Annotated in this window: 4 protein-coding genes; all 4 read right to left on the reverse strand. The window is 48.8% G+C overall.

Annotated features, from left to right (window positions below; translation table 11 throughout):
- Position 1 precedes the first annotated feature (1 nt).
- Positions 2-3,733 (reverse strand): RHS repeat domain-containing protein, encoded by a 3,732-nt coding sequence (locus tag ACJJIN_RS09225; protein WP_444897810.1) that lies wholly within the window; start codon positions 3,731-3,733, stop codon positions 2-4.
- A gap of 677 nt (positions 3,734-4,410) precedes the next feature.
- A complete protein-coding gene (locus tag ACJJIN_RS09230; RefSeq protein WP_444897811.1) occupies positions 4,411-9,603 on the reverse strand; it encodes an OmpA family protein in 5,193 nt (1,730 codons plus the stop codon).
- Positions 9,603-22,658, reverse strand: a complete 13,056-nt coding sequence (locus ACJJIN_RS09235; RefSeq protein WP_444897812.1) for an isopeptide-forming domain-containing fimbrial protein — start codon at positions 22,656-22,658, stop codon at positions 9,603-9,605. The genes ACJJIN_RS09230 and ACJJIN_RS09235 overlap by 1 nt, the downstream gene beginning before the upstream one ends.
- A gap of 298 nt (positions 22,659-22,956) precedes the next feature.
- Positions 22,957-24,336 carry an AgmX/PglI C-terminal domain-containing protein gene (locus ACJJIN_RS09240; protein WP_444897813.1) on the reverse strand — a complete coding sequence of 460 codons (1,380 nt, stop codon included), beginning with the start codon at positions 24,334-24,336 and terminating at the stop codon, positions 22,957-22,959.
- Positions 24,337-24,344 lie beyond the last annotated feature (8 nt).

Below are 24,344 nucleotides of genomic sequence, written 5' to 3' on the forward strand. Positions count from 1 at the left end.
CCTAATTCAGCAGTGATGTAATTATGGGCATAATCCACTCCACCTTCACCCTACAATTACCTTGGGCATCGGAAAATGAAACACAATCATCCCTTCTGGTTATTAGCTCTCCATTAAGATAGTAATACTCACTGACATTTCCATTTGTGTCTATCTCTGCCATCAACTTTCCAGCGCGGTTATACATCGAGATATACTCACCTCTTCCCGCATAGTTAATTACTCGCTTATTATGAGCATCATACTCATAAACCCAATCGTCAGCTTTTTCCGTCTCTCCCATACCCAAAACATTATCCGCAAAATCATAAATAAAGTGATTTCTCGAGTTATAGGTGATATTGCCACGGCTATCATGCTCGTAAGCATATTTATAAGCACCGGATACTGCGCTCAGCAAATTATTGGAATCATACGCATATACCAAAGAAGCGCTTCCGGCTTTCTCTCTTCTATCTATATTTCCAGAATCAGTGTACTTATAGGTGTAATCTCCCCAAGGACCACTGGCCTTAGAAAGCCTATTCAAACCATCATAAGTAAAGTGGTCTTTCCTACCGCCGTCAGTATAATCGGTAATGGACTCGATATTATTCAAACTGTCAAATTCATATTTTAGATTTACCGCACCCGGTACAGTAATCCTATCAACTCTCATTTGAGAATCCACGCCATAGCTTTGAGAAAGCCCGTTACTAAAATTAATGGTTTCAATAGCACCGTTTGGATGGTAATCCACACTATTTACCAAGTACCTGGATGGTTTTTCAGAATAACTGCTAAACAACGCGCGATCTCTGCTCAAGCTATCAGTAGAAAAACTCACTGTTTCCCCCGACGGATAAGTTATCGTGTCCACACTTCCCTGGGGATTGTATTTATATGCCAAACTATGGCTATTCCCAGAGATAGATAGCTCCTCACTTTTTAAATTACCATCTTGATAATAACTGTAGTACCAAGAACTCAACTCATGAGTAGGATTTTCTACATCATCTAGCCGCTGGGCGCGTTTCATTGCTCCGTTTTTATAGTATTCAAAAAATACATCATAAGTGGACGCTGGGTAGTCAATACTTTTCAATCGGCCACTTTTTGTATAATCGTATTTTGCAATCTGCGACCGATTATTATTGTACCATTTTTCAACAATTTGACCCTTTTCGTCTAGAGAGCTATTAACAATAATTTCAGGCCGTGTAATCTTCTCTATATAGCGAGTACCCGGCTTATAATGGTAGGTTTCAGTTACCCCACCTTGTGTTACAGAATTTATAACACCTTTTGCATTGCGCACATGCGTAGTCTTGACAAAGCTATTAGATCCCGCTGACTTTTCTCGATATAGATTTTTTAGGTAGGTCTCACTAGGGCTACCATAAACATCAAAATCCATAATTGTTGTTATACCTTTTTCATTCGTCGTCCTCAGTCCATAGCCAATTGAGGGTTCACCGGATTGTATACATGCAGATCCGTAACAAATATTCTTACTTTTCCCGGTTGTTGTGTTGGTTACCTTACTAAGACGATCAAGAACGTCGTAATATTGTCTAACGCCCTTTGTTTGGCCTTCGCTCTCAGAAGGCCAAGAAGTAAAGTAGAGCGCACCCCGATTTGTATATTGCTTAGTACTAATAATTGGCTCGGATACATAATTGGTATCCCAAACTTTACTATATTTTAAATTACCTAGGGCATTGTATTTCTCTATACTCCTATAGCTGCCTTGAGTGGTGTTTTTTTGAGTTACTGAGGGCCAAGTAATCACCATATCTGCCCGACCAGGCCTTTTTTCCTTAGAGATCCGGTTTAAAGAATCATACTCATACTCAACCCAATTACTCTCAGCGTCAGTAATACGTTTAGTGTTTCCAAAATAGTCCACTACAACTTTGGTTGTATTTTCATCGGCATCTTTTAACTGCCTTGGAACCCCTCGATAATAATCGCTATAATATTCACGTTCCAAAACACCGCTGACAGTTCTAGTAGCCTCTTTTACATTCCCATTACTGTGGTAATAGAAAGTTTGTGTCAACTTATTATCTGTTACAGTTTTAACTTTATTCTTCTCATAGGTATAGGAGGTAATATCTGAAACCCCATCTACAGAGGCCTTCTTCACCTTGCCAACAAACCACTTATCCAAGTCATTATGATAGGTATACCGTGCAACTCTAGACCTAGTTCCAGTTTCGGATATCTTCTGTGAATTACCCAATTTATCCTGCCCGGAAAAAATCATACTGAGAGTTTTTCCATCTAACTCACTCGTTATACTTTTCACCCAGCGAAGTGTTTGGCTACTGACATGTTCTCCTTCAAGAAAGGTTCGCCCTATTCGCCCGGCACGCCCCCAGGTATAACTTTTCTTTAAAGCCTTTTTCCCGTCGTCATAGACCGTATGGCTCCTTAACAGACCGTGCTGCCAAACATTCCTATGATAATCAAGTACATCCTTTCGGTTACCCGACACAATCTCAGTTCTTGAAATACTGTTATTTTCCTGCTTACTTAAGGTAAAAGTTGCGGAGTGCGTTGGGATATCACTGCCACTTACCGTTCTCGTGAATATCACTGGCACCTTGCCGCAACAGGCATTTAACCCCCAGAATTTTTTGTCCAGTGCGGTGTATGTATAATTTACTTTTGCACCCGTTGGACTCTTAACCTCTTTAATAGCATATAAATATTTAGAAGTTATAGTGGAATTGTATTTTTCTGGAAGGACACCAAAAGTTGAGTTACTCCAGCGTCCTTTTGGGTGTTTATCGTGTGTGATAACCCATTTAGAATTATCCGGCAGGATAATTTCCTCTAGATATTTTGAAGTGGTCGTAGCACTTTCATATTTAAAATTCCATACACGGCCGTTAACAGTTATTTTCTCTAACTTTGGATTTATTTCGGATGAGTGAGTAAAATCAATAAGCCGGCCATCATTAGACTGGATTTTGTCTATTATCTTCCGTGTATGGTAAGCGGGTAATTTTGTTGCCGCCGAACTGTCATAGTAGGTAAACGTAAGTTTATTGCCCCATGGATCATAAATCTTACTTGGATAAATAGTTAAAAATGCCGGGTAATCTCTATAGCTAAAAAATCCCATTGTTGCACTAAGTACATTGAACTCATAGGTAATAGCATCGGGAGAAATCACCTTAAATGTTGCACCATTATCTGAGCAGTAAACAATATAATTGGATGAAGTTAAGTACTTGACTCCAGACGGGTAGATATCGGCCGATGCATCTCTCTCAAGAACCACTTGCGGGGCCATTCCTGGAATCACTAAACTGATAGGGCTCCTTTTACCATCTGGAACCCCGTGATAATCACTTCCTTTGGTATATGGATCTTCACAAGCTTTATTTCTATTGTTGTAGCTCCCTCTTGTGTGGCCATATACATGAGTTCTCGCGGCAATTTCTATGCGCGGAATTTCTAAATCCCAGCTTCCCAGATTATAGAAACCGCTTTCTGTGCTTTTTTTAAATGAGAAATTTACCCCCATATCCAAACCACCTTGTCCAGGTAATGATGGCCCGGGAATTTCCCAGTAGCTTGAACCTGTACGAAGGTCTAAGTTTTCCCCAGGAAAACTGGGGAAAGGTGCATCAGCAGTCTGTGAAAGGCTCGACTCGTAGACTCCAGGATCTTGGTACACATCTTCAGCTATGGACCCAGATGAGATCAGTAGTAAAAAAATATAAAATAAAATCTTATTCATACCCCCCCCAAAAAAAATAACAATAATAGGCTTTTAGAATATATGATCGGCATTCTAGCTAAGTGATGGAGTAATGGCTATCTTACAAGTTAACTTGGTACAGAGGTTTCTATTTTATACAGCGGCATTAGTGTATAACCAACAACTTGATGTTTCCCAAAGCAATTACTAAAAAATACGATTAAATATGCTTTTCTTTTAAAGCTCGTAACCTGTTGATATCAAATTAAATCATATTAACCGGAGTTATTTTCGAGAAATTAGATGGTAGGAATCCATCCATGTGAGGCCACGCCCATAACACAACTAAAGTTAAACTACGAATAATAATATAAACGGCGGCTTTTTATATTGACACCTGAACGCCTACTAGCCTTTAGCATTGTAATAACAACTCCATAGAATGCACAACTATCCACCATTCTTTTGAGCGAGTGACCGCCCCATAAGTATCTACGAAGGCAGCAAGTGAAAAGTTGGTAACGCCGCTGATCTTCAGAAGTATCTTTCAATAGAAACTAGATAAGCTTCAATATGAATTTGTGGAAACACTGATCAACGAGCGTGATTAGCTAGAAGCTGCCGAGTTTCCATGAAAGTGGCAAGAGGAGTATTAGTCAAACTGGCAGTTGCGGTCTAATTTGGTACAAAGGCCCAGCTTGCACCGGGCCCTAAAATCACAGCTTACCAATAATATTAATAAACACCCCATGACTGTCATAGTCCAGCTGGGTGAGGTCATCAGAGAAGTCGGTAAAGTTGTAGCCCACCCCCAACTTAAGGTGATCCCCAACATGGCGATACAAGCCGATTAAGGCGCCGCTCTTGCTATCCTGGGCATCGGGTAAATCGAGCAGACGCGCTTCCAAGAGGAGGTCCCAGCGCTTGATAAAATGCCAATCGGCACGCAGTACATAGAGGCTCGCACGGCTATCGAAAAACTCCGGGTCTTCCGTATCCATGCTCAACTGGCCCAGACGATAGGCGTACTTGCCACCCAAAGTCCACTGTCGATTGAGATCGTAACTGGCGTCTATCGAAAAGATATGGCTCTTTTGGATAAATTCCGTGGAGGTATTTTCAACCGTAACCTGATCCTGGGTCGGCACATTATAGAAATAGGTGTACTTCATCAGGGTATTCAGCCGGTCATTGTTTACCGGGCGGTAGGCATAACCCATTACCGCTTCGGTGAATTTACCATCGTAGAATTCACCTTCCGAACTTTTGCTGTCTGAATAGTTGAGTTTGCCAACCAAGCGCCAGTCCGGGGTGAACTGGTAGTTGAAGGTATTTTTTAATAGCCAGGTATCGCGCTCAGTTTCCGATACAATATTTTCGCCCGATACCGTTTCCGATATATCCGTACGGTATTCCAGCGCGGATGCGATGCGTATAGCATCCAAACCATAGCCCACATTAAAGCCCATGGCATTGCGCTTGGTCTTGGCTCCTGTATCCGGGTCTTCGAGTGTACCCGCCTCCAGGGTAGTGCCATAGGTCCAACGGTCATTGGGGGCCAGATCCATACCCAGGGCGTGGGTCAGGCCAGTGGAAACATCACCGTGACTGTAGCGCTCCTCACCGTAAATATTTAACGTATCAGAATAGCGACTGCGGAAGCCGGTACTCATATTGCCCTTGCGTGCACGCACACCGGTATCGCTGCGCTCGTTATCCAGCGCATAATTCATATAGAGGCTGGTTCTGTCAGTCACCAGAAAATCCGTACCGAGTCGGGCAGCTGTGCCAGTATCACCACCGGAAACTTCACTGTCCATTGTCAAACGGTCACTTACCCGATAAGCACCACCGAGGCCGATGCGATTGTTCTCTTCGCGGGTACCGGTCACTTCCATCGTATTCTGAACAAAACCAAAGGCGCTCCAACTCTCACCGGAATCATAGCTCGCCTCGACAGCAACATCTGTGCGATCCCCTTCAGTCTGGGTAGCGGCGACAACTTCGGATTCATCTTCACGGCTATCATTGCGAACTGCGGAGGTGAGTCGCCAGTGATCATTGATGCGGTAGCCGAGCATCAAGTCCATGGCATTGGTTTGCAACCCCTGCTCTTCTTCTTTGGTGTCGGCTTTGATTCTTACATCAAAACTTTCGCCGATCGGCAGGTTAACGCCACCGCCATATTGAATGGTATCGCCATCCACAAATTGACCTGGACCGGAAAAACCCGCTTCACGCTCTTGATGGTAGAAATTACCCGAGCCACGCAAACTCTCGAAGAAATCTCCCAGCTGTAAAACGCCTTCCACTTTGGTTGCACTGGCAGCAACCGTGGAATCCAGGCTTTCATCATCAAAGGTGTAGCCGCCATCGAGCGAACTGACGCTATCGAGATTGCTACCCTCGCTATCGGCCATTTCAATTTTCACCCAACTGCTGGCGCTTTTACGCAAAGTCAGGTCAATACCCTGCAAGGAACTTTCATTTTCATCTTCGTCTTGCTGAATACTGCTGAAGCCCAATTTGACATGATCGCCCAACCAGTAGTGGGCACGCCCACCAACAGCCAGGGTGTCCATTTCTTCAAAACCTGGTGTGTATTCGTAACGTGCTACCAGGTATTGGGGATTGCCGTTGTAAGCGCCATCTTCAATGAGCAGTTCATCATTTGCCAGGGAAGATAAGGGGCTGTTAAGCAGGATACGCCCTTGGATATAGTCGATGTCGTAATCAACTACTGCAGTAAGTGTCTTAACTGCGAGCACCAGCCCGGAATCTTTATCCCGAACTTCTACTCGTAAACTTTCCGAGCCGCTGGAAATGTCCTGGTGGCGGAGGTAATACAGGGAACCGCCGGTTCCACGATACTCATCGCGCCCGGCAATGGTTCCCGGCTCTGCTCCAAAGGCATCTATTTGAAAGCGCTTCTCGCCAAAGCTGGTCATCGCATCGGTTTCAAAGTGACCACTGCCGCCGTAGAGCGTTCGGTCAATTTGGGCGAGCTCATTATCAGCGTAGTTGGCTTTGAAATTACCCCAGAGACCGTAGTCATCGTACTTGGACAATTTCACATAAAACTTGCCTGACGTGGGGGCGTCTTCAACTACGGTGGAGTCATCGCCAAACGTCGGGTAATACAAATCACTATCCAGGCGGCGAAACAAGGCATCGGGAGACTTCTCCATAAAGTTGGAAAATAGATCCTCTACCGGGCCCTCTTCGGTATCGGCACTGGCCGACAGGCGCCAGCCTTCCCCGAAACCGCCGTTGGTGTAAAACGCCAGACGGCCATCGTAGCTTACTGAGTTGTCATAGTGAGTTTCATCACCGGTAACCAGGGCTGCTGGGCCATTGGTTTTATCGTAGCCCACGGTAAGGTCGGCAATACCTACAGTAAACCAGTCGTTTTTGGCAAAATCCAAATCCCGCAGGAAAAGTTCACCATTACCCTCATCATCAAGTATCGCCACTTCAACCGTATGCATGCCCGGCTCAAAAATTTGCTCGGCGATAAACTGGCCTTGACTATCGACCGGTACTGGATTGCCCGCTAACCATACGGTGTGCCCGGACGGCACCTGAGTGCCATTGACCAATACACTGTTACCATCCAGAGGGATGTTCCGCTGTGCTAAGCGGTTCTCGCCGTAGCCTACTAATAATTCCCTACCGATATCTTCATTTTCTGCAGACTCTTCAATTTGATCTACCAACCACAGGGTCTGTTCCGTAGTCTCGTCATAGCGGCCCTTGTTGTCATAGGCACGCAGTACGTAATGTAATTTTTTTAGAGGCGCCTGGAATTCAGAAAATTCTGCATACCATTCCCCTTTGCCAAAGTGGTCCAGCGGTACAATTGCCAGAGGTGTATCGCGCAGAGACTGTCCCTCTTCGAACAATCGCACTTCGGTACTTTTAATAAAAGAGGGATAGTTCGTATAGCTACTGAAAAATACCCGGTTCTCTGCCAGATCGGTATCCGGGTTATCTGCGTAACGGATGGTGTTGGGCCACGCTGTCACATTCAGGCGCGGTTGCATTTTTTTATTGTCGAAGCGAAATTGAATATTCGCTTCTTGCAAGGCCACATCAGTACAGCGCTGTAAGTCCGCCGAGTTTTTATAGGGGTCGTATTCCGGGCTGCCGTCGACAGTAATACGCATCAAGTTAAGTGCGTAGGGATTATTGGCTATGGCTTCACGATTAATGCGCTCGATTTCCAAGCGATCACTTTCAGTGAGAATTGCCAGTTCATCGTACAGGATTTCGACCTCAACCCTGGCGCCATCCCGCTGCTCAAAGCCATTGCTCACTACATCTGCGGACTGGACGTAGCCGCGCCCTTCAAATTCCACCTGGCTATCTTCGAGGTTGAGCAACTCCTGTACCTGTGCCATAGCGCGTTGAGCGCGGGCACCGGACAATCCCTGGTCATCGCCGTAAACCATCGCTTCGCGGCGATCCATACGCTGGTTATCACTGTAGCCAATAAAGCTGAGGCGAACATTCGCTTTGTTGGAAATTTCAGCCATGGCCGCACGTATTTGTGTCAGCTGTGCCTGACTGATAATCGGATCGCCATTATCAAAACGAATCGGCGACAGTTTTCCACCCGCAGATTCATAGGCAATGGTGAGAGTTTCCGCAGCGGCAGCTTCCGGACACGCCTGAACAGAATCTGTAGCGACTTCCAGTGGGTCGTCATACCAAAATTCCACTTCCACCCGACGGTTGAGGGCTCGCCCTTTCGGCGTATCGTTGGCCGCTAGCGGCTGGCTCGCCCCTTTGCCACTGCTGGTGATCATGGCCGCAGGCAAATTCAATGCAGTACCCAGGGCCTGAGCGACACGGCGAGCCTCGCTATAGGACTGCTCCTGATAAGCACTCTGTTGGGCTTCCGGATTTTCACTCACGTCCAGGGGACGGGCGTCGGTATGACCAATAAAGTGAATAACCAGATTGTTTTTATCCGCAAGGTTAGATCGAACCTCGCGGATACGGCGGATAAAGGCTTCCGGCAATTCTGTTTGTCCGGGCTCCATCCTCAGTGGCGTCACCAGGTTTCTCAGGCGTGCCCGCTGTTCACTGCCTGCAGCGTAAGTAAGTCTACACACCGTTTCCTGGCGACATACTTTCACCCGGTTGAGCAACAATGCCTCCGCACGGGCACGGTCCGCCATGGCTTTTTCATCCAGGGCGTCGTAGGTTACTTTTACCTGTACTCGGCGGTTCTCTTCACGACCTGCGGTAGTAATATTATCCGCTGTGGGTTCTATATCCCCACGCCCTTCAACAACAATCATTTGCTCAGGTAGTTCAAGGGCCTCTTGAAGGAAGTCCGCCACGAACTGGGCCCGCGCCAAAGTAAATTCTTCTTTGCTGGCAAAGTCTGCTACCTGCTCCCCGGTAAGGGGATCGGAATCTGTATGGCCAACAAAGTGCAACTTAAAATTGGGCGTCTCACCCAAGTCATTCAAGCTCTGGCGCAGTAACTCCACGGTCTCCAGAGGAACTTCATCCTCTACGCCATAGAACAGGATTGGGTCGATAAAATCTTCCACCACAATCGGGTCCAGCGGTGCAACAAATTGAGTTGCATCCTGCAACCATTGATTTGTAGGTGCGCGCAGCAGCATACCTTCAGTATTACTGCCTATCGACTGCTCTTCGAGTTCGGATTGAGCTCCACTTTCTTCAGAACTCAGGCTTGGAATATTTTGCCAGACCTGCCACCAACTAGGCTCATCTACTTGCGCACCCGCTTCCTGGGCCTGCGCTGGAAGTGTTAATGCCAACGCGATCGCAGTGGCGAGACGGCAGTCCCGCCGGGGGAAAAAGCGGGTCGTCTTCGCGGCAGTATTTATCGAGCAAGCTCGCTGATCACGATTCCGTTTTGCAAAGGACATCACTCCAAACCTCCTTTACCAGGAGGCGCTCCACGGCGCCAGAAAACTTCAGTTTCTATGGTCAAATCGTAGTCACCTTCACGGCTCTCCCAGTCCTGGGCGACCTGATCTTTAATTGCCTGCAGACGCTCGTCCACCAGATCCGGATCTTCATTCTCCCCAAGATAGGCAAGGCGTAAAACAGAGGGGGCTTCACTGAGTTTTTCCAACAATAAATCCATTCGGGAATGCCATTGCGGGCGCAATTCTGTTGTGCCCGGTTCAAATACCGCTTCGGCAATATCCAGGCGCACGACCCGGTGCAAGCTGGCTCCAAAGTTGAACTTCAGCATCTTGCCTCGGGTGGCTCGCAGCACACGCGGGTTTTCAGTGGTGAGACGATACCCGCTTGGCAAGCTGCGATCGTCGAGCTTGAGCACAAAATTGGAACCTCGATCTCCATTCGGCACCACTGCGCAGGTAATATGGAATCGACCGTGGGAGTCCGCTGTAGCATTCAGGCCGGTAGCAGTCACCACTCGAGCACCCGGTAAACCACCCTCTCCTTCATCCTGGTAGCCATTCATATTTTTATCGTCAAACACTTTGCCGATAACATCGGTACAGTCGAAGGTGGGATCGGGCACCACGCGCACAGTGGCTGAGGCCTCACCAGAGGCTGCCTGTCCAGAGAGCTGATTAAACATACGGGCGCGGTTCACATATTTGCCCTCGCCCACACCGGAACCCACAACCAATAGCAGTTTCAATACACGGGTTTCTTCCGCTTCCACGCGCAGATCCGACCACCTCAATTGCAGGCCTTCGCTTTCAGGCTCAACCGCTTCTCCATCAAGGCGCGCCGAGCCCGCGACATATTTGAAGCCTGCCGGGAAGTAATCGACTAGCTGTAGATCTGTCAGTGGAATTGGCAGCGTATTGCCAAAAGTAATGGTGTAAGGAACCAACTGACTGCGGGTTACGTTGAGCATGGCCGCGGTTTTGGTGATGGATAGCGCCCCTTCCAACTCCGGGTCCATGGCGACATGGTTGTTGAACAGCTGGCTTTCCCCTGGAATCTGACCATCATCCAAAGTCATTCGCAGGTAGTAGTCCGTTGCCGCATCCCGCGCCTCGACATCAAGAGAGGGGTGAGAGAACGATTCTTGCACCTCACAATGATTTGCGGTCGCAGGAACCATATCGGCGTTACTGCCCAGGCAACCGGCCACATCAAAACCGGCAGTTTCGCTGTTTGTCTGAGAAGGAATTACCAGTGATTCACCACCCACATAATCCTCATCCGCGATATCCACCTGAATCAGGTAGTCCGCGTTGGATGGACAGGCTGCATCGCTGAAGTTGATATCAAACTTGTAGTAACCCCCAGACTGGGTTACCTGCCCTTGTTGTTTCTCATCATCAAAACAACGCGCAGGCAATTCCTGACCGGAACTCACCCTCAACATAGTGAGGGTGGCACCCTCAATGGCGGAGCGGGTTACTGAATCGTAAACCACGCCATTGGGTGTTAGAGGCAAATTCAAGTCCTGTGGGTTCGCTCCCGAATCTACATAAATTTCACTAATGGACTGCGGGCCGTTGGTGAAATCAGAAACAGAGTTACCCAATGAAGCTGTACTTTCAGTAGCATCTGGTGCGGTGTAACGCATTTCATAGCTAAGGCCACCATAGCTGTTCGGTACGAGCCCCTGGAACTGGAAGTAACCATTTTCATCAGACTGAACTGTTTCCATCAATTCGTCATTGAAATACAGGTCTACCGCCCAATTAAGCAGCAGGCTCTCATCCGTATCCAAGGCATCATTGAAATTCACATCGTGCCACAGATAACCAGCCAGGTTGGCAATGCCCGGGGTACCGCCAACGTCAATGGCAACACTAGCCTGAGCGCTGGAGGCCGGATCATTCCACTGTACTTCTGCGGTATTCACTACAGTAAAACCATAATCCAGGTTTTCTGACATCTGCGCCTGGAAACGCAGAGTAACCATCTCTCCCGGTTCCAAATCACCGTAAGTTGTGGCGTAGTCTGCAGTGATTAGCGTGTCGACAACCGTTATTCCGTCGGTCTGCCCGTTGAGCATGGCCGAATCAGCGATATAGGTAAGAACTCCATCTCCGGCTATCGCCAGGTCATCGGTGATCTCAATATAAGTTGCTGGGACACCGCTGATATTTTCGACGGTTACCAGGTATTCCAATACCGCACCCGCTTCTGCGGCACCGCCACCGACAACCGCAACTTCTTTCACAATTGAGAGCAACTGGGCATCACCCACGACAACGTCAGTTGGCTGTGCACCATTGGCTGGGTTGCCATCTGCATCGGTCAGGGTAAGTGCCAACTCATCTGCTTCGACACTACCCTGGTTACTGATAACTGTGCCTGTCGGAGTGCCAGCATTCACCATTACCTCAAATGTGACAGTGGCAGTTTGACCCGAGGTAATAATGCCTTCATTGGCTCCCGGTAGCGGCGGAGTCAGGTCATCGGATGAAACCGGTAGGGCAGAATCCAACTGTGAATTACCACCACCGTTATCCGCGACCACTTCACCATTTAAAGTGGTGGTGCCAGCAACATAAGTAGTGTCATTTGGTACCTGATCGGTAAGCGCTACTTCGAGAGCATCTACACCACCCATATTGGTGATTGCGATGGTATAGCGAAGTACATCACCCGGATCGACAATCCCTGCGGAAATATAGTCTTCGGCAATCTCCACAGTCTTGTGGGCAATTAACAGGGGTACATCACCAACAATATCGATCGTGGGATCATTGGGAGCATCGGTATTCGGATCATCGGAGGGCACTTCATCAAAAGTACCGCTACCCGCACCTTCACCATTTACAAACGCTTGGTTTGAAATAACGGTGCCATCATTAACGTCATTAATGGTGACATCAAAGGTGATGACCACTGCAGGTGCGCCATTGGCCGCTGCGCCGATAAAACCATCGGCTTCACCATCGGTATTAATGCTCATACCTGCAGCCAGAGGAGAGGTGCCGCTGACATCAGACACTGTGGAGCCATTGAGGGTGGTAGAACCACTGACATAGGTTGTATTTGCCGGAACCTGGTCCATTATCAGGGCGTTGATCGCATTCTCATTGCCGGCATTTTCCACGGTAATGGTATATCGCAGGGTATCCCCAACCATCAGCAGATCAGCATCATTAGTCATATCTGCCGACGTTTTTTCTACCACCAGTAATGGCTCTGACTCAATCAGTACTTCTGTAGGATCTTCATCACCCGCCGTATCCGGATCATCGGTGCCATTGATGTTGGGATCATCACTGTCTTGCAGTAATTGCCCCGGAAGCTGAGCCTGGGCCTGGTTGAAGACTTGGGTCCCACTATCAATAACTGCTGCCAGGGTAACTTCATAAACAATCTGGATAGAATCTCCCGTGGTACCGCTCGCCGTAAGATCCAGATTACTGACTTCCAGATAGCCACTATTCCAGGTACCGGCAGAAGCATCGATAGCACTGCTGTCACTGCCAGTTGGAGCACTTACCAACTGTAAAGTGCCCGATTCAAACAGTGCAGAATTATTTAATCGACCCAGGTCATCGGTAATCTCGACTCCGCTCACATCAACACCACTCGTATTGGTCAGAGTCAATGTGTAACGTAAAACTTCCGTGGGGCTGGCGGCAGTGGCCGGGTTTTCTCCACGGCTGATATTTTCCACTGCTTTGTAGAAAGTCACTGTCGGTACGGAGGCGCTAACCGAATAAGCATCCTCATGATCCAGCACACCGGGAGTGCCATCGGTGGGCGCCGCACGGGTGTACTGGCGAACTTCAGTGAGGCTGCTATCCCAGCTGTGCCACTGAGTAACACCAGCAATATTCGTCAGCGTATCCCCATCCACGGTGTCGGCATCCAAATAGGCATCGTAACCAATCAGCAGATGGTAATCCGCATCCAGCATTGCCGCTGGGCCGATGGAGGTAATTGTGAGGGTGCAGCTATCGTTATCGAATACCGCGCTAAAGTCGGAACCCTCTGTCAGGGTGGCCGTCGTGGTGCCGGCGCTGTCAGTAATTTGCGCGGTGAAATTGGCCGGGGCCGTTTCACACATTCCACCGGGATTATTATCCGGCAAAATATCGGTAACACTAATATCCCAGGCCGGGCCCGTACCGGTATTGTGCAAATCTAAAGTAAAGGTACCGCCTACACCGGACTGGACACTGGTGGGGCCAGTTTTAGTCAGGGTAATAGCCGTGGGCTCTACTACTGTCATGTCCGCCGTAGTATTGCCGCTACCCGCACCCTGCCCCGCAGAGGCATTATCATTATCGTAGTTGTAGCTGTAGCTGGCAGTGGTGGCAAAATTCAAACCGTCCACATTCGGCGGGTCCATATCCAGCAGTCGCAGGGTTACATCAATAATGACTTGCTCGCCGGCGGGCACATCAATTCCGTTAGTGCTATCTGCAATACTGAGACTGGTGGAGCTGCCGTTATTTTCCGGAGTGAAAGATGCACTGCCAGATACTTTACTGGCACTGACAAATTCCAGATCCGCAGCAGACGCAGTCAGATCCATCAGCACAGTGACATCGTGAAGCGCTGTGGTCTGCACCGTTTCCGGGATGGTAATGCGATAGTTAAACGGCTCGCCAATGGAAGCTGTTAATTGGGTAACTTCAATCAACAGTGGCGCGGCATTGGGAGTATTAAATTGAACACTCACCGGAGAAGTCGGGCCATAATCCTCGCGTAAATCGTCAGTGACCGCCACGGAATTGAGAGACGGCAAATCGTTATCATCAAGCGAATAATAAACTTCAACATAGGCCGCATTTTGCAGACTAAGTCCAGCCCCTAAATTAGAATCCGCTTCAACGCGATATACCATTTCCATGGACTCACCAGCGTTGATTCCGTAACCCGTACCTGCGGCAAAATCCCAAACGGCTTCGCCATTACTACTATCGAAAGTAGGCGCAACCACTGTTGCTGCGGCACCATTTACCGTGAGGGACTGGACACTGACTCCCCCTTGGCGCAGACCCAAGGGAATCACATCGCGGAATACCGGATCATAGGCTGTTGAAGAACCGTTGTTGGTAATCGTAACGGTATATTCAATGGTATCGCCGGCGGAAAGCGTGCTGCCATCCGCGGGAGTTGAGCTAATAGCTACGGCGAGATCCGGCTGCAACAAATCCAGTGTTTCGCTATCACTGCGGGTTTCGGCTCCTGTGGCAGCATCAAAACCAAACTCTGCAGTATTGGTCAGCGCAGTATTCGTTGCTGGCCAGGGATGGGTATCCTCATTGAGAACCCGCACAAGGTAACGCACAGCAAATTCATCGTTGCTGGTATCGTTATCACCCGTGTTGACCAGGTCGGGAATGCTCCAGGTAACCGTAGTGGCACCAGTAGAAGGATCACCAGACTGCACTGGTTCTGCGATATCGGTGTGGGTAAAGGGCGCCGCAGCAGTAAATGGTGCAGAAGTCTGGCCATTAATTGAAAGTGTGCTTACAAACACCATTCCCTGGGGCAAAGTATCGACAATAAGCCCATTGGAAGCCGTGCCCTCTGGTAGGGAGAGGGTAATCTGGTATTCAACCAAGTCACCCACTCGCAATTGCTCATCAGCGCTACCATAGCTGTCATCTGAACGGATTTTGGTGATTGTGCTGTCATTGGCAGCATCTAGCTGAGTAGCAATATTTTCCAGCAAGTAATCATTCAGGCCGCCGCTACCATCAGCACCGTTACGTTCATAAATACTGCTGTTATCTTCATCGAGACTGGTCCATTCCACGCTGGCAGTTGCGGACAGCGCCGCCGCCGGCTGTACGCTATCGAGTACAACCACATCGAAGACCAGTTCACTGTTATTACCTGCGGCGATATCCAGATCACTATTGGCCCGATCCCAAACCAGGTTTTGTGCAGTAGTAATTCCGTCACCAGTTACGGTGGGATCTGCCTGGGAGGCTCCGGCAAAAGTCACGGTGCCCGGTACAAACTCAAGCCCCAGGGATAACAACTCATTAACCGAAAGATCGTAAGCTGCAGAATTTTCCGCATTACCCGCAGCACTGAGGTCCAAGGTAAAACGCAGTACATCGCCCGCATCCGGATCGTTACCGGGATTGGTTTGATTTGCGACTGAGGCAATTGCACTTATCTCTGGCTCGACGATGGTAAGTGTCGCTGCAGTGCCGGTGCCTCCAGACTGAGAAGTGCCGCCATCAGTCGCGGCATAAGAATAAGTCACCTCATTTTCAAAGCTGTGGCCAGCCTGGGCTGTGGCATTGTTGGCAACCCGGGCGCGAACTTCAAAAATTGCCACGGTACCGGCTGGGATAATATCGATTGCCAGATCGATATTATTGCCACTGGTATTATCGGTGTAGGTAAGCCCATTAATTTCCTGCAATTGCACCAGCTCTAAGCTGGGGTCTAGTACATCGGAAATTTCAATATCGTAAATGGCCGAGGTGGTGCCGCTACCGGGGACCTGTATCTGGTATACGACCTCGTCACCGACAGCGGCAGTAGTCGCTGTTTGCAGTGTTTTTTGTGGAGCAGTCACACTGGTCGCAACAGTGCCCATCGGATAGGGAGTGCCCAAGGTAACTGCAGAGTACTGTTCGCCATTGCTAGCTTCCAGCGACCAGAATTCATCGACGGCAAAAGTGTTAACCCAGCTTTCACCGCCACTAATATCTGTATAGAAACCGATCTGGTAACTGATTTCCAAACAGGTGCCCGCTTCAACCGGCACCAGGAAATCGAAGCCCATATCAGCACCGCGCGTTGCCGGCGCGCTATAGGTGTAATCTGCTCCCTGTGTCAGTACAGCACCGTCGAGGCTCACCTGGAGATTGACAATGGAACTCTCGTCCATTTGCGTCGCTAAATCGTCAGTTAGCGATAGGTTGTAGGCGGGGGCAAGACCCGAGTTACAGGCCTGCAGGGTAAACTGCATAATATCGTTGGCCGGGTCCACATTCATATGGGAGCTGGGCCAGGTAGCATCGGTCTTGGTGAGATTGTCGATCACCGGTTGCAGTACAGTAATATCGGCGCTGTCCTGCAAGGTACTGGCGGCACCGGTGTAATTTAGCTGGGCCGTATTGGTCAGGGTTGCGGTAGGCGCGGTGATTCCCGAACCCGCCACTACTTTAGCGGTGTACTCAATAACAAAGTTATTGGTATTACCGAAATTACTGGTGATATCCCCCAGATCCCAGGTCACCGTGCCAGTATCACCGGCAGTGGGAACCGAAATCGCTGAATAGGTAAAGTCATTCAGACTATCGCTGTAGGGAGCAGCTGTGTCCCCATTTACGCTGACAACAGTGTCAAACTCCAAGCCACTGGGCAGCGTATCATCAATAGTTACTGCAGGTGTTGTTCCCGCCTGTAAATTCAAGGTGAGCTGGTAAGTGACAGTATCGCCAACACGCAGAGTGCCCACAGCAGTTGCGGTATCTGTGTCGGCAATTACTGCTTTTGTAATGCTGGTATTGTCTACCGTATTAATACTGGCTTCTGCAGGACCAACACAGTAATCATCAGGTGCGGAAATACTGGGGCATCCAGCACCGTCGCGCTCATAGGCCAGGTCATTGATGCTGCCATCGTCCAGGGAGGTCCAGTCCAGCATCACACTGTTGCTGATAGGCGAACCAAAAACGCCTGTAACCTGGGTTCGGTAGGTGAGCACCAGAGTTTGACCCAGCGCTAAATCCAGACTGTTATCGCCGTTGTCACGACCCCATACGAGTGGACCTGCTGGAGCTGCCGCTGGTGTGGCGACAAAGCCGGATACCGCGGTACCGCCTATTTCTGCTGTGGGTGTAAAGCTGCTGTCAAAAGTCAACTCTGAAGGCAGCGTATCGACTAAATTCAGCTCATAAGCTGCTGCACTGGAGCCCGCATCATGTTCCACGGTAATAACATATTCCAGCACATCACCACCCACCGGCAGATTGCCGGGATTGGTGGCATTACTCACTGTCTTGCTAATCTCGAGTAACGGCTCTACTACCGTTACACTGGTTGTGCTGTCGTTGATATTTTCTATGCTGCCACTTTCCCCATTGCTGTAAGTAAGCGCGGCATTATTTTGGCGATTATCACCATCATTAGTGGCGAGATCATTTTCGATGCGGGCAAAATAGGTAATTCGAATCAGCGGAGCAATTGTGCTTCCGGCCGTGTCATTTTCACTGCTGGTATCGACGGTGCCGATATCCCAGGTAGCATTTCCGGAAGTATTATCCCCCGGAAAACTGTTAAAGGCCGATTCAGATGGCACGCTGCCATTAATAGTTTCAATACCGACAAAATCGTAAGTGATATCGTAGTCAGTATTGTGAGAGAGCACATAACCCTCAGGGCTACCCAGCTGATCAGTGATAACTACATTTTCACTGATACCTTCCGGCAAACTGATTTCCAGTTGGAATTGTTTATGGGCACCAATGGTGGGAACTACCGAGGTGCCCAAATCCGTTTTAGTCATTGCTAATGACGGCACTTCAGTCTGGGCACTGGCAGTGATTTCATAATCATTGATGGGATCACCGACATTGGGCAAAACACCAATACGCATGCCGTCAGCGGTACCATCAATGCCAATAGAATTTCCACTGTTAAGTGCAACATCCGAGCCCGGCAGGGACTGCCAGCGGGCTTCAACGGTGTTGTCCAGAATTTCATGGGGCTCAACGCCCTGCTCTACCTGGACTTCAAAAGTGAATGTTTTTGTATTGCCAACCGCAATAGTGTAATCGCTATTACTGCGATTCCAGCTAAAGATGGGAGCATTGGTGCCCACCGTAGTGACATCGACATTATTGGGTGGATCGTTACCGCCCACATTTCCCAGGTAAATAAGATTACTGCCGGTGAGATCGTCGAGCACCTGCAAGTTGTAGGCATCGGCACTGCCAATATTTTCTGCTGTAACCGTGACTGTCAAAATATCGTCAGCATCACTATTGGTAACAGCAAAGGATTTGGTCAGCTGTATTTGTGGCTCGAGTACTGTTATTTCATGGGCATCAAATGGCACCGCCACCGCAGCACCGGACTCATCCACATAGGTAACTTGCGCAGTGGTATAGCTGCCGCCATTACCCAAAACATCGCCGTCATTGGTGTTACTGCTGTTTTCAATACGGGCAATAAACTCTACCGGAAAATCAAACAGGCTACCGGATACGGTGGTGAGTTCCTGATCACCAAAATCCCACTCAACGTAATCTGCAGTACCTGTGCTGGTACAGGTAGCATTAAAAGTACCTCCCGGTACAAAGCCAGCGGCATCGTAAGGGGAGGCACTTAAATCGATGGTCTCCCCTTCGATACAGCGCATACCTGCCGGCAATTCATCACGAATCACAAAATCTCGCAGTTTCGCTGCCGGAATCTGTGCTGTCAGTTCGTAACGTACCTCTTCACCGACAACCGCTGTGTCACTGCTGGTTCCACTGGCCGTGCCGTTGGAGAACTCAAGGGCTTTCTTTGGCTCTGCCTGTACTTCAATAATCCTCATCTGTGCTTCGGCATCGTCGGACTGGTAGTGGCGCGCCCGACCGGCTGCAGGAGTGCCATCACCGACACCATCATTGTCCGTGTCACTGTCAATTTGCGGAGAAGTCTGATTACCAAAATCGCCTTCCAAGCTGTCATAGCGAGCGAAGAAAGTATTTGTAAACAGCTGCAGTGGTGCCACTGACTGATGTGGTTTCACACGGTAATACAGAGTTACGGAGTCACCCGGGTTAATTCGCTCAAGGGCAGTGGAATGCTCATAGGAAAAAGTGATAATCGCCGGTGTACCACCATCACTACAGTGGGTAGCTTCCGAATAGTTATTTGCACCGGAGGTAATTCCCACCAAGCCATCGTCGCCACTGATAGTTTCCGAACTGCCATCAGCATCGTTATCCAGGCTATCGGAATCCATTGCCTGCACACACATCTGGCCGGAAGAATCCAGGGTATCAGTTACTACAACATCGTATGCAGGAGCGCGATCAACACCGCTATCCGCAGCCCGGTTGGTAACCGTGAGACGGAAGATATAAGTCTGGTCCCGGTGTCCTTCATCAGTAAAATCCACAAAATTGCTACAGCTTGTTCCAGTGCCGTAGAGATTTTCGTTACAGACCTTTTTGTCGACTTCTATCGAGGGTTCAGTAACGGTGACAGATTCCGACCACTCGGTGATATCCGGAAAACCAGGGACCGTGGTTGGAACACCATCAATATTGGTCAGGGTTCCACTGGTATTGTAGTTATCTACGATAATCGTTTCAGTATCAAAAACCGCAGCAAACTGGGCGCGGGCGTAATCGATACTGTCATTTGCGTGTTGGTTCGGATCAGTGTTTTCTGTATCCACTGGGTCATTCAGCAAGCGGGTTGTCATATCCGCAAGGAACCAGCGATCTTTCGCAGTAATATTGGTAGTAATATCCCACTGTAAGTCTGTTTCGCTCAGAGAATTATTTAGACCACCGCCCTCAACAATATCACTGCTCAAAATAACCACACAATTTGCCTGAGAGGTGGGATCAGGAAGGCTAACGTCTGAACAATTTAGCGGTGAATCCGCAATATAACCCTGGCCGTCGGGAAGGTCATCGATAACATCAATATCCTTCACTTCAATCAAAGTAAATCCCGGTGTATCGAATCCAAACCAACCACCGGCTTGAATTTCAAAACTACACTCTTCACCAATCAATACACTGCTATTTGGAAAAGCAGTTTCGCTGGTCAGCTCGGTACATTCATCGGAACGGTCCTTGACCAGGTTAAAACCCATTACCCGCGCGCGCATACCATCAAGGGTGTAGTTGTTGGCCAGCTGCAAGCTTGGTGTTGTCTCGGGAATTACGGCAGGGCTCGGAAAGTACAGAGGTGTACCATCATTCAAAGTGATCTCACCGACCACATCCGCGCGGAAAGTCAGGTCGTCATCGGTGGCCGAGTGATTCTTTTCAACCACAAAAATCACCCGCTCTGTATCACCGGGTCCAATTTCACCACCAAGATCACCACTGTCACAGCGATACACTGTTGAGGAATCTGGCAAGTAATCCGGCTGGTTCCATACAGGATGCTGAGGTACAGTGCCTACATTCGGATTGCCCAACGCCGTACAGCTGCGGTCGTTAGACAATACCCTCATCGCCTCACCGAAGGTGACATACACTGAATAATCATTCGCATCGTGGCCACCATTATTGGTGATATCCACTGTTAGTTCTGAAGTGCCACTATCGCGAACAATATAGAGGGGGTGAACAGTACTAACATCCAGGTCTTCGGGATCGGGCGTAACTGATTCCGTATCTACCTGAGTAGCAGGGCTGGTTGAAGAACAAAAGTCCTCGTAATCAATAGTGAGAACATTGTTTGCCAGAGCGATATTACTATTAGGATCAGTACTGGTGGTGGAAGACTCTTCCTCTACATCCAGGTCCGCATCCAGGTCATAGAAGTCGGACTCAATCGTAACGATGCGGAAACGAATTTGAATTTCATCTCCATGTCGCATCATGTGCTCTTGGTCTGAGTATACCGAGTGAACTGTACTACTCAACAAGCGGAACTCCGGTTGGTTGTTATTAAGTGGATCCGTATCCCATTGATTCCAGTTAGAGCCCACACGCCATTCCAGAGTATCAACTTTGCCGTCATAGTCTGAGCCGTAGTTAGCGCTATGGCTATCAATACCGCGGCGCTCTCGGGTAATTTCCGGTGTAAAGGTGGTATCAACCACATACTCATCGGGCAGATCGCTGACAAACTGGATATCTCTTACCGAGCCACCCGTCCGGTTATTTACGGTTAAAGTAACGTAACCGGAAGCACCGAGAGGTTGATTCAAGTTGGTACCGGTAATCTCCTGGGTAATAGTGAGATCAGTTAAAACCTCAACACGCATTTCCGAAGTATCAGAGCCTGGATCTGAGGCTTCTGCAGGGCTTGAAATACCGCCCACACCCGTATCACCATCAATCTCACAACCCCACTGTAAATCTGACACTGTATTAGTGCCATTGCTACAGGAAGTATTTACTTTACCTACTAAATAAATATCCAGGTTGCCACCAGACGGAACGTCAGTGCGCCCTGAGCCACTGGAAAAGTTACCATCCAGCTCAAAGTTATTAATAGAATTACTTGCGGAAACACAGCTACTGCCACCGGGCGCAACACCATTATTATTGGCAACAGCTTCAGCGGCACTTTCACTCGGACAAGCGTAATTGATATCCATGTTGGGGTTGGACATCAAATCATCAAAACGCGCATCCTGCATATCCGCGTCACCATCATTTGAGATACGAATACGCCAGATCACATCATCTTCAATATTGCCATAGACATTATTGGTGTAGTTCGTTTGCGCCGCATCAATATTACGGCCCCGCTTGTCCATGGAGGGTTCCGGCTCGCGGATCGCCAACTCCATGCTGTGAGTATCTGTAGTGGTGGGGTAACTGCAGTAATCAAAAGTTGCGGTAGCATTTAAGGTACGATTCTTAACAACCAGCTCTTCCTCTTCGTCATCCTGACTGCGCACATTAAAGGTAATCGTCAAGGTCGTATTTTCGTCGCGCTCAGCGAGTGCCGACAGGTCATTTTGATCCCAAGTTATTGTGGTACCACTAATAGTGGGTTCACCCAGAACAAACCCAGAACTCACTGAAGTAGAGCCAGTCACATACTCGAGACCGGAGGACCCGAGGTTCTCCCTAATAACGATATTCTGAATGGACTGAGTACCTGATAGGCCACTGAAAATACTGGGCACATCAACTTCGATGGTTACCTGTCCATCACCACATAAAACGCACCAACTTTGGCCGGAGCGGTGACTGAGAATATTGAACCCTGCAGGATCATCGGTAATAGAAGGACAGCTAGATTGAGCAAATGCCTGCGGTGCAGCTAATAGGATCGCCGCACAGACCAATAAAAATCCAACAATCACAGACTTGCAGGATTTTTGCTCAACAAATTCCGACTTTATTATCACTTAACGGCCGCCACTTTCTAATACAGATATTTGGAGATAAATCGGGCATTTACACCAGACACTCCACGGTGGGCGAACTTTAATTACAACCCACTTAGGTAGCCGTGAAACAAGTCATAATTAGCCAGCTAGCAAGTGGAACTTTTGTAGGGATTGCCAAGTGGTTCTCAGGCGGGCCCTCTGTGAGGGAAAATTTAGTTCAGAACGGACAAATAATAACTGAATAGGTATGACGAAAATTTCATCAGTTTGAAACGACCGGAACCCACTATTCAGTGGGCTCCGGCCAATTATCAGCCTAGGTTGGTGGGAAGAAGTCAATCGGATAAAGAATGGTAATGGTCGGCACTCCGGCCTTTTCACCAAAGTTAAATCGTTTGACCCTAGCCACAATTTTTGCATTGAGCGACGGCGAATCCACATCACTGGAATCTACACTCACGGCAGAAACCGATCCGCTGGGTTCAATAGTAATCTTCAACACCATCTTACCTTGCAGCGCGGGATTATTACGAAGCTCACGATTGTAGATACGATACAAGGTGGCTTTGTAGCGATCGAAAACAATCTGGATTTCCTCATCTGTCCGCGACGGTCCAGCACCATCACTGAGAGGACGGTCCTCGCCGGCAAAGTCACCTTCAGTACCGATAGAACTTTCCACTCGTGCAAAGGCAACGCCACCCAAGTCCGAACCAGATCCACCCACATTGCGACTCAACTCTGCCGTATTGATACCACCACTTCCCGCGGTAGATGCTGCGATGATCAGTGAGCGCTGACTGCGGTTCTCTTTTTTACCGGCTGTGCTCAGCTGGGTTTGCTGGCCGAGGCGGTTATCCAGATCATCCTGTATCAGGTCCTGGAAATTATCCTTAAAGGCGAGAACACCGGATCGCTCAGCTTTTTTACGCGCCTGCTTTTTCTCCGTCTTGGAGGGTTTCGGGTCCTGCTTGGCCACTTTCTGCTCAGGCTTCTTCTCCGGTTTTTTCTCCTCTTTCTTAGGCTTGGCTTTTTCTGGCTCCGGCGGTGGCTTGGGCTTGGTTTTCTTCTCAATAACCAGCTTGGCCAGGCGCTCGGGAATTTCCACTATTTGAGACTCGGGCTGGGGCACCGTATACAGAGGAATCAGGTAGCCCAGCAAGGCGGCGATAAACAGTGAGGCAAAGACACAGCGGCGAAAACGCTTTTCGTCCTCACCCTGCTTGTGCCATGGCATCACCATAGGGCGGAACTTAGGCTGTTCGAATTCCCGTGTTATCTCGAACTCGAACTTTGACTCTTCCTCCTCGCGGCGCAGCTCATCCGCGCGCTCATCCAGCGCAAAGACCTCTTCCTGGCACTCGCTTATGCTGTTCTGTATAGCACTGCGCTCATCGCGCAGCTGCTCCAGGCTCTGGTTGAAACTGCACGTCGACTGACCGATACGCTCGATAACCTGCGCAGAAGCATTCTCCCGATAATCTTCCGCCCAGAACATTTCTCCCGCGCCCGCTTCTTCAAGCTTGCGCAGGCGTTCGGAAATCTCGTCGAGCAACTGGTACTTGGACCCCTGGTCCTGTAATTCAGCCAGCTTCTCTTCGATCTGGTGCCGCTCATCCTCGAGCAGCTGCATGCGATGGTGAACCGCCTCAAGCGCCTCACCTACCGCCCGCTGTTGTTGAAGAAAATTACTCACAAACTTCC

The sequence above is a fragment of the Microbulbifer maximicatervae (SeqCode) genome, assembly GCF_052467505.1.

Bases quoted from the DNA above. Each gene is read 5' to 3' on its own strand.
- ACJJIN_RS09230 (WP_444897811.1), bottom strand. From the start codon at position 9,603: ATGTCCTTTGCAAAACGGAATCGTGATCAGCGAGCTTGCTCGATAAAT.
- ACJJIN_RS09225 (WP_444897810.1), bottom strand. From the start codon at position 3,733: ATGAATAAGATTTTATTTTATATTTTTTTACTACTGATCTCATCTGGG.